Annotated in this window: 15 protein-coding genes; 1 reads left to right on the top strand and 14 read right to left on the bottom strand. The window is 65.5% G+C overall.

Annotated elements, in window-relative coordinates; genetic code table 11:
* Positions 1–10 precede the first annotated feature (10 nt).
* The 6 genes from AC1DZV_RS17645 to AC1DZV_RS17620 form a co-directional block, all read right to left on the bottom strand.
* Complete coding sequence (locus AC1DZV_RS17645) at positions 11–793, bottom strand: SDR family NAD(P)-dependent oxidoreductase (RefSeq protein ID WP_476951387.1); 783 nt, start codon at positions 791–793, stop codon at positions 11–13.
* A 73-nt stretch (positions 794–866) separates the two neighbouring features.
* The gene (locus AC1DZV_RS17640) at positions 867–1829 is read right to left on the bottom strand and encodes a LysR family transcriptional regulator (protein WP_476951388.1); all 963 of its coding nucleotides are present in this window, start codon (positions 1827–1829) and stop codon (positions 867–869) included.
* A 75-nt stretch (positions 1830–1904) separates the two neighbouring features.
* Entirely contained in the window at positions 1905–3482 is a 1578-nt protein-coding gene (locus AC1DZV_RS17635) for a GMC oxidoreductase (RefSeq protein ID WP_476954249.1), read from the bottom strand.
* Between the two features lie 16 nt (positions 3483–3498).
* Positions 3499–4980, bottom strand: coding sequence for an MFS transporter (locus AC1DZV_RS17630; RefSeq protein WP_476954248.1), 1482 nt, complete (start codon positions 4978–4980; stop codon positions 3499–3501).
* 186 nt (positions 4981–5166) lie between these two features.
* The gene (locus AC1DZV_RS17625; RefSeq protein WP_476954247.1) at positions 5167–5964 is read right to left on the bottom strand and encodes a hypothetical protein; all 798 of its coding nucleotides are present in this window, start codon (positions 5962–5964) and stop codon (positions 5167–5169) included.
* Positions 5961–7004, bottom strand: coding sequence for a Gfo/Idh/MocA family protein (locus AC1DZV_RS17620; RefSeq protein ID WP_476951392.1), 1044 nt, complete (start codon positions 7002–7004; stop codon positions 5961–5963). The genes AC1DZV_RS17625 and AC1DZV_RS17620 overlap by 4 nt, the downstream gene beginning before the upstream one ends.
* A 102-nt stretch (positions 7005–7106) precedes the next feature.
* Between AC1DZV_RS17620 and AC1DZV_RS17615 the strand changes: the two genes are divergently transcribed.
* Positions 7107–8369: an ROK family protein gene (locus AC1DZV_RS17615; RefSeq protein WP_476951393.1), complete on the top strand. Its 1263-nt coding sequence runs from the start codon at positions 7107–7109 to the stop codon at positions 8367–8369.
* Between the two features lie 29 nt (positions 8370–8398).
* On the opposite strand, the gene AC1DZV_RS17610 is transcribed toward AC1DZV_RS17615, so the two are convergent.
* From AC1DZV_RS17610 to AC1DZV_RS17575, 8 genes are all read right to left on the bottom strand, one after another.
* Positions 8399–8815, bottom strand: a complete 417-nt coding sequence (locus AC1DZV_RS17610) for a C-glycoside deglycosidase beta subunit domain-containing protein (RefSeq protein ID WP_476951394.1) — start codon at positions 8813–8815, stop codon at positions 8399–8401.
* Positions 8816–9240: 425 nt separating this feature from the next.
* A complete protein-coding gene (locus AC1DZV_RS17605) occupies positions 9241–9795 on the bottom strand; it encodes a hypothetical protein (RefSeq protein ID WP_476954246.1) in 555 nt (184 codons plus the stop codon).
* A 69-nt stretch (positions 9796–9864) separates the two neighbouring features.
* Positions 9865–10869: a sugar phosphate isomerase/epimerase family protein gene (locus AC1DZV_RS17600; protein WP_476954245.1), complete on the bottom strand. Its 1005-nt coding sequence runs from the start codon at positions 10867–10869 to the stop codon at positions 9865–9867.
* A 13-nt stretch (positions 10870–10882) separates the two neighbouring features.
* Positions 10883–12106: a Gfo/Idh/MocA family protein gene (locus AC1DZV_RS17595; RefSeq protein WP_476954244.1), complete on the bottom strand. Its 1224-nt coding sequence runs from the start codon at positions 12104–12106 to the stop codon at positions 10883–10885.
* Positions 12103–12501 (bottom strand): C-glycoside deglycosidase beta subunit domain-containing protein, encoded by a 399-nt coding sequence (locus AC1DZV_RS17590; RefSeq protein WP_476951398.1) that lies wholly within the window; start codon positions 12499–12501, stop codon positions 12103–12105. Before AC1DZV_RS17590 ends, AC1DZV_RS17595 begins: the two co-directional genes overlap by 4 nt.
* 8 nt (positions 12502–12509) lie before the next feature.
* Positions 12510–13574, bottom strand: coding sequence for a sugar phosphate isomerase/epimerase family protein (locus AC1DZV_RS17585; protein WP_476954243.1), 1065 nt, complete (start codon positions 13572–13574; stop codon positions 12510–12512).
* A 20-nt stretch (positions 13575–13594) separates the two neighbouring features.
* On the bottom strand, positions 13595–14698 hold the full coding sequence (locus AC1DZV_RS17580; protein WP_459385683.1) for a sugar phosphate isomerase/epimerase family protein: 1104 nt from the start codon (positions 14696–14698) through the stop codon (positions 13595–13597).
* Entirely contained in the window at positions 14695–15090 is a 396-nt protein-coding gene (locus AC1DZV_RS17575; protein ID WP_476951401.1) for a C-glycoside deglycosidase beta subunit domain-containing protein, read from the bottom strand. The genes AC1DZV_RS17580 and AC1DZV_RS17575 overlap by 4 nt, the downstream gene beginning before the upstream one ends.
* Positions 15091–15148 lie beyond the last annotated feature (58 nt).

Here is a 15148-nt window from a genome sequence, read left to right as displayed (position 1 = left end):
ACGATTCCAACTAGCCCGGCAGCACGGCCGACCAGCCGCCGTCGACCATCAGGTTGGCGCCCGTCACGTATGACGCTTCGTCGGAGGCCAGGAACAGCGCGCATTTGGCCACTTCTTCCGGCGTGCCGATCCGGCCCAACGGGATGCTGCCGGCGATGGACCGCATGGGGTGGTCGGCGGCCAGGAGGTTGCCCTCGGTCGCTGCGGTGCGGATCATTCCGGGGCTGACAGTATTGACGCGGAGTCCATGCGGAGCCCCTTCGGCCGCGAGCTGCCTGGTCATGGCCACCACGGCCCCTTTCGTGGCGGTGTGGGCCAGCCGGCCGTTGGTCATGGAACCGGTAACTCCTGCCGTGGATCCCACCAGCACAATGGCGGCGTCCCGCACCTGGATCAGTTGTGGCCAGAAGTATTTGACCGGCAGGAAGACCACATCCATCTCGTGTTCGACATTCCACTTCCAGTCGGCAAACGTGAGCTGCTCCACCGGGGCGAAGCGGGTGACCGCCGCGTTGGCATACAGGATGTGGACCTGGCCGTGGTTTGCGGCTACATCCTGCGCCCAGGCCGCCACAGCGGCCTCGTCCGTGAGGTCAACCCGACTGCTGCTCATCCGGCCCCCGGCTGCGGTGACCTGGCGGACGGTGGCCGCGGCGCCGTCGTCGTCCATGTCACAGCCCACCACCACGGCGCCCGCCTCGGCGAAGGCGAGCGCCGCCGCCCTGCCTTGGCCGCTGGCCGTTCCGGTGATGACGGCGGTCTTGCCGTCCAGGCGCTGGCTGGAGACAGGCATGCGGGATCCCTTTCGAAAGTGCGTTTCTTCGACTTTCGCAGGGATGGTCCGGATGGGGAACGGCGCTTTGGCTCTAGGTGGTATCCGCCGCGTGGATAGCTACCGGGTGCGCGGTGATGGGGAAAAGTTCGTGCAGCCGGGAACAGGCCCGCTGGACCACGGAACGCAGCCAGACGCTGGCAGGGTCCTCCGCCTGGGACGGGTGCCAGTACATCGCTTCCACGAGGGACGCTTCAGCGCCTTCGGAGAACCCCAGCACAACGATATCCGCGCCGCGCTGGGCCCGTGCTGCCAGCATCCCGGGGACGAGCGCCACGAGGTCTGTCCCTTCCACCAGGAGTGGCAGGGACAGGAACCCGGCCACCACAGCCGCCACGCGGCGCTGAATACCTCGCGATTCGAACAACTTGTCCGCCGGGGTGCTGATTCCCTCACCGAAATAGCCGACGGCGTGGGGAACGGTGGCCAGGTCCTCCACGGTGAGCCGGGGCTGCTGGAGCAGGGGATTTCCGGCGTCAGCCACAGCAACAAAGCTGTCCCGGAACAGCTGCTTGCTGGCTCCCTGCATCTGGTATCCCGTGGGCCCGACGAGCAGGTCGATTTTTGAGTAGTCGGCCATCTGGCCCTGGATCCCGGACTTGGCTGTGGGAACGAAATCCACCGACACTCCGGGGGCCTCCTCGCGCAGGATCCCCCGCAGCGGCCCCACGATCAGGGCCGCCGCGTAGTCCGAGGCGGCGATAATGAACTCCCGCTCGCTCGTGCCGGCGTCGAAGCCGGACCGCACCCGCGTGGCCCGCTGGATGTGAAGCATGGCTTCATCAACCAGCGGGACCAGGGACTGTGCGAACGGCGTGAGGTCATAGGTGCGCCCGTTCCGCACCAGGAGTTCGTCGTCGAAATGGCGCCGGAGCCTGGCCATTGCGGCGCTGGTGGCCGGCTGGCTGAGCTGGAGCCTCTCGGCTGCCCGGGAGATGTTCCGCAGTTCCAACAGGACCTGCAGCTGGGGCAGCAGGTTGAGGTCCAGGTTCTTCATACCCACAGGTTATCCGTGCCTCGACGTCAGCCCAGCCACAGCTGGCGGGCGTCTGCGCCCCTACGAACAGTTGACCTAGGCACTCTGCGAACCAAGCTCCTCAGCAACCTTCCGGGCGCCGCGGACGGCGATGGCCACGCTCATCAGCGTGGGATTCATGGCAGTTGCCGTCGGAATGAGCGCATTTCCTCCCACCACCAGGTTGTTGTAGCCCCACACGCGTGACCACGGATCCGCCACCGAGGTGCCGTCGTCGGTTTCACCCATGCGCATGGTGCCCTGGTAGTGCAGGCTCGAGCCGTTCGGCATGAGCCTGGGCTCGGCCACGAAGGCACCAAGGGCCTTGCCGGCACGCCGCAGCCGCTCGGTTGCCTCGGCGATTTCCGCGTTTTCCCGTTCTGTGAGCGCGTACTCGATTCTCATGTTGGGGAATCCCCGGTAGTCCGGCTCATTGTCGTCGAACGTGACGGCATCCTCGTAGCGCGGGTGCTTGCGCATGCCGTAGCCCATGTTGACGTAGCCCCAGCGGTTCTCGGAGTAGGGGGTTCCCGGCTCCATCGGGAACGGCGTGGTCTCGGTGTACATCACCTGGACGGAGAAGGGGTGTTCCGGCTCCGAGAACGGGATGCGGTTGACCGCCGCGACGGGGTCTGCCGGGTTCAGTGCGCGCCGGGCCAGCTCGGCCTTAAGGTCCTCTTCGGTGGCGTACCGCCCCATCCTTTCGGCGTCCAGCGCCACCGTGGAGATGACCACGGGATGCTCGGTCAGGTAGTGGCCGAGGGCCTGCGGCCGCACACCGGATGCCCAGAGAAGCTGCGGGGAGCGGAAGGCATCGGCGGCCACCACCACGGTGTCCGCTGCCACGAATGACTTCTCCCCGGTGCGGAGGTCCTCGACGGTGACACCGGTGACCCGGTGTCCGTCCAGTTCCACGCGGCGGACCAGGGTGAGGTCACGGAGTTCGAACTGCTTCGAGACCGGACTGTCCTTGTCGACCAGCGGGCCGAGGACGACGTCGGCCCCCGCCCAACGCACGGAGCCGTCGGGCTGCGGGTCCCCGGCAACCGGAAGGGTGCCCACGCCGTACCCATCCGGCAGCTCCGCGCCGAACTCTTCATCGAGGAGGGTCCGAATGGCCTCACCAACGGCGGAGTCGGCAAACGCTGCGCTGTGGACATGCAGCAGCTGCTTCGCGTCCTCAATCAGCCCGTCCCATTCGTCGTCCGCTATGAAGGGGATTTTTTCACTGAAGGCGGGCGACGGCGTCGCGCAGGTCCAGTGCGCACCCTGGCCGCCGACGTTGGTGGCCGCAGCCGCCGCGGGAAAACTCGAGGCGTGGGCGGAGCCCGCGCCGCCGAAGTCGAGAAGGTGGGTGCCCTGGCGGGCGGTGAACATTCCCTCGGTGACCGTGGCTGCCGGGATGCCGAGCGACTCACGGTAGGCGCCGGCCTGCGGCCCCTGCGACATTTCGCGGGCACGGGCCTTTTCGCCAGGGTCGGCGATGTTGCGGACGCTTGCGCCGGGAACCTCCGTCACCTGCGGTCCGGCTTCGAACATCACCACCCGCGCGTCCGGGACCTGCTCGAGGAGCACCCGCGCATAGGTGGAGCCGATCGGCCCGCTGCCGACGACGGCGATGGTTGGGTTGGACATGATGTCTCCTTTGAAATCAGGCCGAAAGGGATTCGGAAGTTGTTTGGGGGGCGGGAACGGGTTCGTCGGAGAGGCGCCCGTGCGGAAGCAGGACCGCCGCGACTATTCCCACTACGTACGTGGCCGCCAAGGCAATAAAGATGGGTGTGAAGACTGAAGCGTAGACCTGAGCCACGCTGGCCTGGACTGCCGGGGCGGCCCCTTTGACCAGTTGCGGGGTCAGGGTGGAAGCGTCCAGGCCCGCCGGCAAAAGGGCCGCCACGCCGAAGCCGATCACCCCGCCGATAATCGCCGTCGCCACTGTTGACCCCACCTGCCGCACCAGGTTGATCGTCGCGGTGATGGTGCCGGTCTGGCTGGCCGGAGCAGCTCCCTGGACCACAGTGACGATCAGGCTCATGAACGCGCCGGTGCCCATCCCAACAACGGCCATAACGATCATGGGAACCCACAGCGGAAGCCCGGCGGGCAACACCGCCATCACAAATAGTCCGGCGGCCCCCAACGATGTTCCCAGGATGGGGAAGATCCGGTACCGCCCCGTCCTGCTGGCCAGCCATCCGGTCAGCAGGTTGCTGGTCAGCATGCCGAACACGGTTGCGATGGGCACGAGCCCGGACACGGTGGCGGTGGTCTGGTACGCCATTTGGACGTACGTCGGCAAATAGGCGGTGATGGAGAAGAGGCCGACGCCGATAATCGCCGAGAGTGCGGTGCCTGCCGCGATGGTCCGGTTGGCGAAGAAATGCAGGGGGACGATGGGTTCGGGTGCGCGGCGCTCAACAAAGTAGAAGGCAACGAAGCCCAGCATGCTGACCGCGAGCGCGGCAGCGGCGGCGGGGCCCGCGCTGCGTTCTGCGGCCCAGGTGGCGGCGAGGACAAGGGCCACCAGTGCAGCGGTAAAAACAGCCGCCCCGGCAACATCGAAGTGGCGGGGCATGGGGCCGGGCTCCAGGTGGGGAACGGCAACCAGGGCAAGGGCCAGGGCTGCAGCGCCCACCGGGATGTTGATCCAGAAAACCCACTGCCAGCCCCAGTAATCGGTGATGGCGCCGCCGAGAACGGGGCCAACCAGGACCGCGATGGGGAAAGCTGCGCCAATGATGGCCATGTAGCGCGGACGTTCCCGCTGCGAGGTGACCCTGGCGATGATGGTCTGCGACATCAGCTGCAGGCCCGCGGAGCTCATCCCCTGCAGGACGCGCGCGGCGATAAGCCATGCCATGTCCTGCGAAAAGCCGCAGGCCAGGGAGGCCGCCAGGAACATTACCAGCGAACCGAGGAAGATCCGGCGGGCTCCCAGGACATCGCCTAGTTTGCCGAGCACCGGCAGCAGCACTGTGCTCGCGAGGGTGTATCCCACAACAACCCAGCTCATGAGCTTCAGCGCGCCCAGCTCACCCGCAACCGTGGCCAGGGATGTGGACACCACGGTGTGGTCCAGGGCCCCGAGGAACGAAACCGTGAGCAGGGAGATAACAAGGAGACGGAGTCTCAAAGGTGAAAGTGGCATAGTGATCTACCCGAACGATCGGGCCGTCGACGCGACGTGTTGTGCCTCCGGCGCACCATCACGACGGAGAACGGGTTCGGAAGGAACCCCGGCGCCGTTACTCATGCTACCCCACTTTAGTTTGAAAGCAACAAAAGAATGCGTGAATTAGACACCTGTGGCGGGCATCCCTTATGTAGCAAGCACGGCGCGCGTGAGGGACATGTCCTCGAGCAGCTCATCCAGGTCCGTTCCGGGCTGGCCCGAAGACTGCGCCTCAATGGCCCGGCGCAGCGCCAGACGGGCTGATGATTCATAGCGCTCCGGCGCCCTTAGTGTCCCGTCCTCAGTGGACGTCTCCAGCCGCGTCAGCCCGGCCTGCTGGTCCACGGTGACTTCGGTTCGCACCTCGCCGAGGGCCAGCACCTGGAGCAGGCCGTCGGCGTGAAGGCCCGCTGCCGCCGTCGCCCCCAGGGTGACGGGTATTGCCCCGCCCGCGGATCCCCCTGAATCCAGCAGAGCAATCCTGGCGTGCGCCGTGGCACTGCACACCTGGAGCGTCAACGGGCCCCGGACCAGTGACCGCGCCCAGCCCAAGCCGTCGCGGATTACCGCTTCAAGACCTGCCGCGGGGGCGGCGCACTCAACGGTGACGATCCGGGCCGGCCTGCCTCGTCCTGCCCGGACCGCGTCGGCAACCACATCCGGGCGCAGCCGGGGACGCTCAACGATGACCGGGATGTCACCGGGCCATGGGTAGGCTCCGGGTCCTTTCTGCGGGAGCGCAGCAGGGTCCGCAATCACCACCGCTGCCGCTCCCCTGGCCCGGGCGTCCAGCATGCCCTGCCACCAATCGCCGGATCCGGGCACCACAGCCACCGCCCCACTGACGTCTCTGGTGAGTGCAGCACTGACGGCAAGCTCGGCGACAGCCGCGACATAGGAAGGCAACACGGTGAAGATGCCGAGCCCTGGATTTGCCGAACTCATTGCGGCACCCCTTCCAGAACCTTCGCTGCGGCAGCATCGGCCAGGTCGATTGCAAAGTGTGAGTCAGCCAGCAGTTCGTCGTACTCAACTGGGACCCCGCCTTCAAGGAGTGAGGCAAGCAGGCGCCACTGCGCCATATAGCCGTCTTCCGGATCCCGCCTGTACTCCGTCCACTGCCCGTCCGTGCTTCGCACTCGGGTGGCCGCGCTTCCGGCATGGACAAAGGCGGGCGGGAAATTCACCTCGATGCGGTCGTGGGAGGTGGCGATATTCATCCTCCAGAGAGCATCCGGTCCTTCCGGAAGCATGGTAAGCGCCAACTGGACCAGGATTCCGCCGGCCCGATACCCCACAAGGTAGCCGACTGGCGGGGCGACCCTGGCGTAAACAACCTCGTCGATGCCTGGCGCGATGTCCCTCACGGCCGGAAGATCATGGATCGCGAGACCGGTCAGCAGCTGCCGCAGGACGCCGGCCGCAACCGCGGGACTGTCGAGGTCCAGGCGTTCCCGCCGGGCGGCCTGGAAAGGGCCGCCCTCGGCGACCAGCCGGTGGTACCTGTCATTCGGCGGAAGCGCCAGCGTCACGGAGATCGCCTGCACCCGGCCTGCGAGGGCGACGAGATGATGCCTGGCCCGCCCCCACGCGGCGTCAAACAGGTGGTTCGTCCCCACCAGAAGGACCGTTCCCGCGAGCCGGCAGGCAGAGATGACCTCGTCGGCTTCTTCCCTGCTGGTGGCCAATGGCTTCTCGCAAAAGATGGCAGGCTTCCCAGCGGCTACAGCCGCCAGGATTTGGCGGGCATGTTCAGCGGGCGGGCTGCAGATGGCCACCAGGTGAACTGCCGGGTCCGCAAGCAGGTCCGCCTCCCCCACTGACCACCGGGCACCAAGCCTTTCGGCCAGGCCCTGGGCGCGCCCACTTCCCGCATCGGCAATGTGCACCACCTTGAACAGGTCCGCCAGGCGCCCCAGCACCGGCAGATGCAGGGCCGCGACGCCCGGTCCGGCCCCAAGAACTCCTACATTCCAAGGCATCATCAACCTCCTCTTTTGTCCATATTATTCATAAGTACGGAAATATCCGGCTATAGTCGCGTTCAACCCCACCTTAGTCCGCTCTTATGTGTGAGAATTGTGATCATGACGACAGAGTCCACACTCCGCTTTGGAGCACAAACGGATGAAGTGACGAGCCTGCTGAGGATCGTCAACCTGGTGCGAACGGGCGAGGCAACAACGCGCCCTGAAATCGGCAAGGTCACCGGGCTGGGCAGGGGCGTTGTCAGCCAGCGTGTGGACCAGGCCATTGAGATCGGCTTTCTCGGGGATGGAGAATTCGGCGCCTCCTCCGGTGGCCGCGCGCCCCGGACCCTTCGCTTCCGCGCGGAGCAGGGACGGATCGTCATATGTGCCCTCGGAGCCGCTCATATAAGGGTTGGCGTCACCGCCCTTGACGGCGACATCCTGGAACACACGCACCGCACCTGGGATATCGCCCAGGGCCCCGAGAAGACCATTGACGCAGTGATGGCCCTCGTTGACGACGTGCTGAAAAAGGATCACCAAGTGCCCGTCTGGGGCGTAGTGGTGGGCCTCCCCGGCCCGGTTGACTTCGCCACGGGACAACCGGTGGCACCTCCGATCATGCCCGGGTGGAATGGATTCGATGTCCGCACGCCCTTCGAGGACCGCTTCAACGCACCGGTGTGGGTGGATAACGACGTCAACCTGCTGGCCCTTGGTGAGCGCGCCCGGCGTCGCGAATCCCTTGCGAACCTCATCTATTGCAAGATCGGTTCGGGCATCGGTGCCGGCCTGCTGTCCCAGGGCAGGATCCACCGCGGTGCCAACGGCGCGGCCGGCGACATCGGCCATGTCCGGGTCTCCGACTCCCATGCCCAATGCCGCTGCGGCAAGATCGGCTGTCTCGAAGCGGTGGCCAGCGGTTGGGCCCTGGTCAGGGACGCGGAAGAGGCTGTCAAGGAAGGCACCCGGAGCTCCCTGGCCCCGCTGGCAAAAAAGGGGACACTGACCCTCGAGGAGATCACCCTCGCGGCCCAGGCCGGGGACCCGCTGGCCATCACACTGATTCAAAAGTCGGCCCGGGTAGCGGGTGAGACCATTGCAGCGCTGGTGAACATGTTCAACCCCGGAATCATCGTCATCGGCGGGGCCATGGGATCGGCCGGCGAAGTATTCCTGGCCGAAGTGCGCCAGCGGGTCTACGAGCTGTCCCTGCCGCTCGCCACCCGCGACCTCACCATCACCTTGTCCGTCAACGATGAGCGCGAACCCTTGCGCGGAGGAGCTGAGCTGGCGCGCGAGCAGCTGTTCGATGTCACCTTCCCGCGCTGGTTTGCTGACGGCAGGCCCTCACCGGAACGGGCCGCTGTCCCCGCATAGGGTCCACCGCGCGGCCTGGGCATAGCCGCTCAGGCCACATCGCGGGAGACGCTGGGCACCGGTTCCCGGTCAAGCTCCAGCCGGGCCTCCAGATGGAACGGCAGGACCAGCGGCGAACCGGGACGCGCCTGAAGGTAGGGCACCAGCAGCTGGAAGTCGACGGCGATGGCGTGCACCCCGCGGGAAAGCTCGCGCCGGCCGGCCAGGACCACCCTGTCCTGCACGAACCACCACCCGGACTCCGCCTGCAATGCGTCCGCACGCACGCGCCGGGCCCCCAGCACCACCGTCAACTCCCCTGGCGCCACCGGGATGCCGTCGACCTCAACTGCGAGCCCAGCCACGCTGGAAAGGGGCATGGAGCGGATCCATGACAGGCCGAGCCGGAGTTCAAAGCCTTCCGGCGTGGCCGTCAGCGCATCTTCGCGCAAAGCGGTTTGCAACATGGCTTCCATCCTTTATCCTAAAAGTGACATAAGTTTGTCATTAACAAGCATAAATGGGAAGGCATCACATGGCCCCCGCACTTCCTCACAACTGGCCCCTCTGCGCCAGCTCGTTCAACTGGATTCCGGAGATCACGGCAGCCCGGCGGACAGCCGCGGACGTTGTGATTGGCATCGCGGATTCCGTGGCGAAGACAATAGAACTCGAACCTGGGCTGCTGTGGCGGTCCTTCCCCGCTCCGCAGGACGCCGAGGTAGACGAACTGCGGGATTCGCTGGCGGCAAGAGGGGGCCGCGTCAGCATCGTTGGCGCCAGCCTCGACGACTTCACGTCCCCAACCGACCGCCGCTCGTTGCAGGAGCGCTTGGACTTCCTGGTCCCCCAGCTCAGCGCCGCCAGCCGAGTGGGTGCCCGCGGGATCCGGTTACCGATCGGACAGGCGGGCACGGAACTGCTCACCCTGCTGCAGCCGCTGCTGCATGAACTCGATCTGGTGCTGTACGAAGAAATCCAAGGGCAGCAGACTCCAAACAACCCTTCGGTGGCACCAGCACTGGATGCGATAGCCGGGCTGGCAGATGACCACGTGCGGGTACTCGTCGACATCAGCATGCTCATGCCGGCCCTTCCCGTCACCTACCTTCATGAGTTGCGGCAGGGCGGCGTTCCTTCCGATCTTCTGGCGCGCCTGGAGAATGACTGGCGCGATCCCGCCACCCCCGATGCCGTCACCGCCCTGCTCCGCGCAGGGAAGGTTCCGCCGCGCATCCACACCCTCTTCATGAACCTGCTCATCCGCTTCGGCCGCAGTGACGCCGCAGATCTGCAGGGCATCCTCCCCCTGGTGGGCGCCTTCCATCTGAAGTTCTGGGATCTGGAGGACGACGGCGGCCGGGTTTCCCAGCCGCTGCATGACCTTGGCAGCCTGCTGCGCGGGACCGGCTTCACGGGCACGCTGACCAGCGAATGGGGCGGCCACGAGTGGCTGCAGGACGACCCAACGGAGATGACGCCCGCCCCCGGGGGCCCGCCCTCACTTGTTTGCGAATTACTTCGTGCTGAATGCGGCGTCGAAAGCTGCGGCGGAGGGTTCATAGCCGGAGAGTCGGCGGACGAAAGCCAGCGCTTCGGGGGCGCCATCCAGCCGGTCCATTCCGGCGTCCTCCCACTCCACGGACAGCGGTCCGCGGTAGTCGATGGCGTTCAGCATCCGGAACGCATCCTCCCACGGCACGTCGCCGTGGCCGGTGGAGATGAAGTCCCAGCCGCGGCGCGGATCAGCCCAGGGCAAATGGGAGGACAGCCGGCCGTTGCGCCCGTTGGACAGGCGCTTCTTCGTATCCTTGCAGTGCACATGGTAGATCCGGTCCTTGAAGTCCCACAGGAACCCCACAGGGTCGATGTCCTGCCACACCATGTGGCTCGGGTCCCAGTTCAGGCCAAAGGCCTCGCGGTGCCCGATCGCCTCGAGGGCGCGCTGCGTTGTCCAGTAGTCGTACGCGATCTCTGATGGGTGCACCTCATGGGCGAACCGGACGCCCACCTCGTCAAAGACATCGAGGATGGGGTTCCACCGGTCGGCAAAGTCCTGGTAGCCGGCGTCGACCATCTTTTCGGAGGCGGGCGGGAACATCGCCACGTACTTCCAGATGGACGATCCCGTAAAGCCGGTCACCGTTTTCACGCCCAGCTTTGCGGCGAGCCGTGCCGTGTTCTTCAGTTCCTCGGCGGCACGACGGCGGACCCCTTCAGGATCGCCGTCGCCCCATACGACGTCCGGCAGGATGCCGCGGTGCCGTTCGTCGATCGGGTCGTCGCAGACGGCCTGGCCCTTGAGGTGGTTGGAGATGGTCCAGACTGTGAGTCCGTGGCGTTCAAGAATGTCCAGCTTGCCCTGCACATAGGCGTCGTCGTCCCAGCGCCAGGGATCCAGGTGGTCACCCCAGCAGGCGATCTCCAGCCCGTCGTAGCCCCATTCGCCGGCGAGCCGGGCCACCTCCTCGAACGGCAGGTCGGCCCACTGGCCGGTGAACAAGGTAATTGGTCGTGCCACGTACTTCCCCTCCTCAACTGGCCGGCACGGGAACGCCGGCAGCGACCCGTGTCCAGACGGAATCATTTTCGGAACTGCGCTCGACAGCGTCGAGCACCCGCTGCACCCTCAGCCCGTCAGCGAACGACGAATGCGGGACGGCGCCGCCCACGATGCCCTCCACGAGGTCCTTGACCTGGTGGGAGAACCCGTGCTCGTAACCGAGCATGTGGCCTGCCGGCCACCACGCCGAAACGTAGGGATGCTCCGCTTCCGTGACCAGGACCTTCCGGAAGCCCTGGCGGTCCGCAGGTGCCGTACGGTCGTAGAACTGGACGCTGTTGAGGTCCTCCAGGTCGAAGGCCAGGGCGCCCTTGTCCCCGGAAACCTCAATCTGGAGCGCGTTCTTCCGGCCGGTGGCAAACCGGGTGGCCTCGAACGACGCCAGCGCGCCGGATTCGAAGCGGCCCGTGAAGATGGCGATATCGTCCACCGTCACCTGGCCGGAGCCGACGCCGGAGCCGACACCGGCAGCGCCGGAAAGCCCGGTATCGGAAGGGCCAGTGCCTGAAGTGGAGCCCTTCAAAAGAGGCCGCTCCTTCACGATGGTGTCGATAACGCCGGACACCTTCTCCAGGTTCAAGCCGGTGACGAACTGGGCCAGGTCGATGGCGTGGGCACCGATATCCCCCAGGGCCCCCGAGCCGGCGCGTTCCTTCTGCAGGCGCCACGCCAGCGGCATCTCCGGGTCCACCAGCCAGTCCTGCCGGTAGGAGGCACGCACCTGGTTGATCGTGCCGACGGCGCCTTCGGCGATGAGGTTGCGGAGGAAGGTGACGGCCGGAACGCGGCGGTAGGTGAACCCGACCATTGCCTGGATACCCCGGGCAGCCGCCCGTTCGGCAGCTTCGGCCATCGCTTCGGCTTCCGCCACGGTGTTGGCGAGTGGTTTTTCGCACAAAACGTGCTTCCCGGCCTCCAGCGCGGCGATCGCGATTTCGGCGTGGGAGTCGCCGGGGGTGACGATATCGACGACGTCGATATCGTCACGGGCGATCACGTCCCGCCAGTCTGTTGCTGACTCGGCCCAGCCCCACTTGCTGGCAGCGGCGGCGACCGCTTCAGCGTTACGGCCGACGATAACCGCCATTTCCGGCTCGGCAGGCAGGTCGAATACCCGCGGCGCCGTCCGCCAGCCTTGGGAGTGGGCAGCACCCATGAAGCCATAACCGATCATGGCCACGCGCAGGGTTTTCATGCGAGCACCACTTTCCGTTCAACCGCGACGCGGTTGCCGACGTAACGCATCGGCGCGATCTGCATATACAGCAGGCGCAGGGTGAGGATGACCTCGACGTCGATCTCCTCGCCGGCGTCGGGGACGCGGTCCAGCGGGATGATCACGTCGGGCTTGTCTGCGACGAACCACAGGGTTTCCCATTGCTCCGGGAGTTCAGCTATGGAGTAGGACTTGTCCTGCAGTTCGAAGCGGAGGGACTCCTTGGGAATCTCCACGCCGTTGACGGTTGCAACGACGTCGTCAACGGCGGACAGCCAGAGGCTGCGGTACCAGGGCAGCTGCACCGATACGGCAATCCCCTCGGGGTGCCTGCGGACGTCGGCGTCCTGGAACAGGGAATTGTGAGTAGCCATGGCTTTCCTTACTTAACAGTCTCGACCAGGGTCGCGTGGGAGTCGGATGCATTTGGATCAACGGCCTCTTCGATGGCATGCCGCATCAGCGTGTGCTGCTTCTTGACGAGGTCGATCGGATCGGATTCGCCCAGGTCGGCGAACGCGTGGCCCTCCCACTCGCTGGACAGGTAGCCCTGGTAGCCGCCCTTGACGAACTGGCGCACAATGCGCGGAATGTCCATCGCGGGTTCATTGCCGTGTTCGTCGATGTCGTAGAACTTAGCGTGGACATGGAAGATCTGCGGCATGATATCCAGCCATTCCTCCGGCGGAACCAGTCCATGCATGTTGAATGCCAGCCGGGTGAACGGGCCCAGGCGGGCAGGATCGAAGTTGTTGGCACTGAGGTAGTCCTCGAACTCCTGGTTGCGCTCCTGCATGGGCGACGGTTTGCGCCAGATCTCCTGCATGACGGCGAAGTGCTCCTCGGGCAGCCCCATTTGCGTCAACGTGCGAAAGAGGGTCGGGGAAAGGCTGTGCATCGTCGAGCTGAAGTCTGCGGTGAAACCGAGCCGGTCGCTTCCCAGTTCCTCGTACATCTCGCGGATCTGCAGGATCTTGGGATCGTTCGGGCCCTGCGGCGCGTGAATTTCGTAGCCGAGCTTCTGGTCGTACTTCTCGGCCAGGGGAAGCAGCCGGCGGAGCAATTCCTTGCCCGCTGAGCGGATCACCACGCGGTGGAAACCAAGCTTGTTAGCCGTGTGCAGCTGCGCGGCGAAGAAGTCGTACTCCTCATCGGGTGTCATGTCCCGGTCCTTGCGGCGGCCCATGTCCAGGTTGGTGCCCACTGCGCTGGGGGTCAGGCCGTAGCGGTCCATGCTGTCGCGCCACAGGCGGACGAAGTCGTCGTCGACGTCCGGGTAGGTGCGCAGCATCTGGGCGATGTTGAACTCAACCCCCGGGCCGAGGCCTTCATCTGCAACAGCTTTGATCAGCGTCTCAGGGGTGTAGAGTCCGGCGGCGAACTCGGAGGTGAGCGAATAGAGGGTGATGCCAAGCTCGATGCCCGAGCCTGCGATGCCTTCTGACATAATTTCTGGTTCCTTCGTTGTCAGCCGCGGACGGGCTGGGCGAGATGGCTGTTGAGGATGCGGCGGGCTTCTGAAGCGTCGGTGATCATGGCCGAACCGGCGTTGGCGGCCGCTGAGCGCTGGACGGCCTGCTCGCCGCGGATGATGTCGAACGGGTCCTGCCAGTTGTTCCAGTGCCAGCCTTCGTATTCGCTGGAGATTGCGCCGGAGTAGCCGTTCTCAACCAGTTGCCGGACAAGGCTCCGGACCGGCACCGAGGGCTCTTCGCCGGTCTCGTCGATGCCGAAGAACTTGCCGTGCACGTGGCGGACCCAAGGCATGATCTCCAGCCAGGTGTCCAGCGGTGCAGGACCGAAAAGCCCTGTTCCGTTGATGGCGAAGTCAATGCCAAGGTCGGGCCGGCCATTGCGGGCCGCCAGGCCGATGAAGGCGCCGAAGCGTTCACCGTGAACCTTTTGCGTGTTTGGCGGTCCGTCGACGTAGAACCCATTCCACAGGTCAACCACCTGTCCGAGAAGTGCCTCCGAAGCCCCACGGCGGCGGTAGGCCTCCAGCAGGGAGGGCGCAAAGCCGGTAACGGTGGCACCCCAGTCGGCGGTGAAGCCGAGCAAGGGGGAATTGAGTTTCTCGTAGCGGTCGCGAAGGGCCAGGACACGTTCGTGGGCGCCGTGCTGGTCCGCGTGGACTTCGAGCGCCAGGGTGACGCCGTACTTCTCGGCCACGGGCAGCAGGCTTTCCATGGCGTCCGGAGTCAGCGATATCTGCACCCGGGCGATCGGGAAGCCGAGCCTGGCGGCTACTTCGATCTGCTTGCGCATGTATTCGACAAGCTCGTCATGGTTCATGAGCCGGTCGCGGCGGATACCGGTGTCAACGTTGACTGCGAGGGAGGTGGGGACCAGGTCAACCTCGGCCACAAGATCACGGAACTGGCCAACGAAGTTGTCATCGATCCGGTCCGGGAAGCCGCGCAGGCTGGAGAATCCGATGACTTCGAGCCCCGGGCCGAAGCCTTCGGCCGCCACTTTGCGGATCAGGCCATCGAGGTCGTACTGCCGGGCGTGGACGGCCCGGGTGAAGCTGTAAAGGGTGACGCCCTGGATCGGCGTGCCGAGGCTGGTCATCGCTGTGCCACCTTCATGGTCTTGGTGTCGTGCTCTTCAATGTGCAGCACGCCGTGGTCGGTGATGATGTAGGGGATGTAGAGCTTCAGGTCCACCCTGACCTCGTGCTCGGTCCGGCTGTCAGGGACGGGAAGGTCGCCCGAAAGGACTGCCGAGTCCAGCGGGAACCACCATTCGCCGGTTTCGTCCACGAGTTCCTCGAAGCTGAAAGTGCGGTTGTTCATGGTCCAGCGCAGTGAGCCCTCGGGGGCGGCGACGCCGTCCACTGTCAATGCAGCTCCAGCGATGCAGGAACCCGGCAGGGCCCGGTACCAGGGGATGCGGACTTCGACGGCGGTACGGCCGTCCTGGGTGCTCAGTGTTCCCTGCTCGATTATGCGGTCGGCGATCATCGAGACCTCCTTGTCTGCGGCATGCCTTGCCTGTGATTGAACGAAATAGCAGCGACAT

Source organism: Arthrobacter sp. P1_D12 (assembly GCF_056406175.1).
The sequence above is the reverse complement of the archived record's forward strand: the minus strand, read 5'-3'. Positions and strand labels throughout refer to the sequence as shown.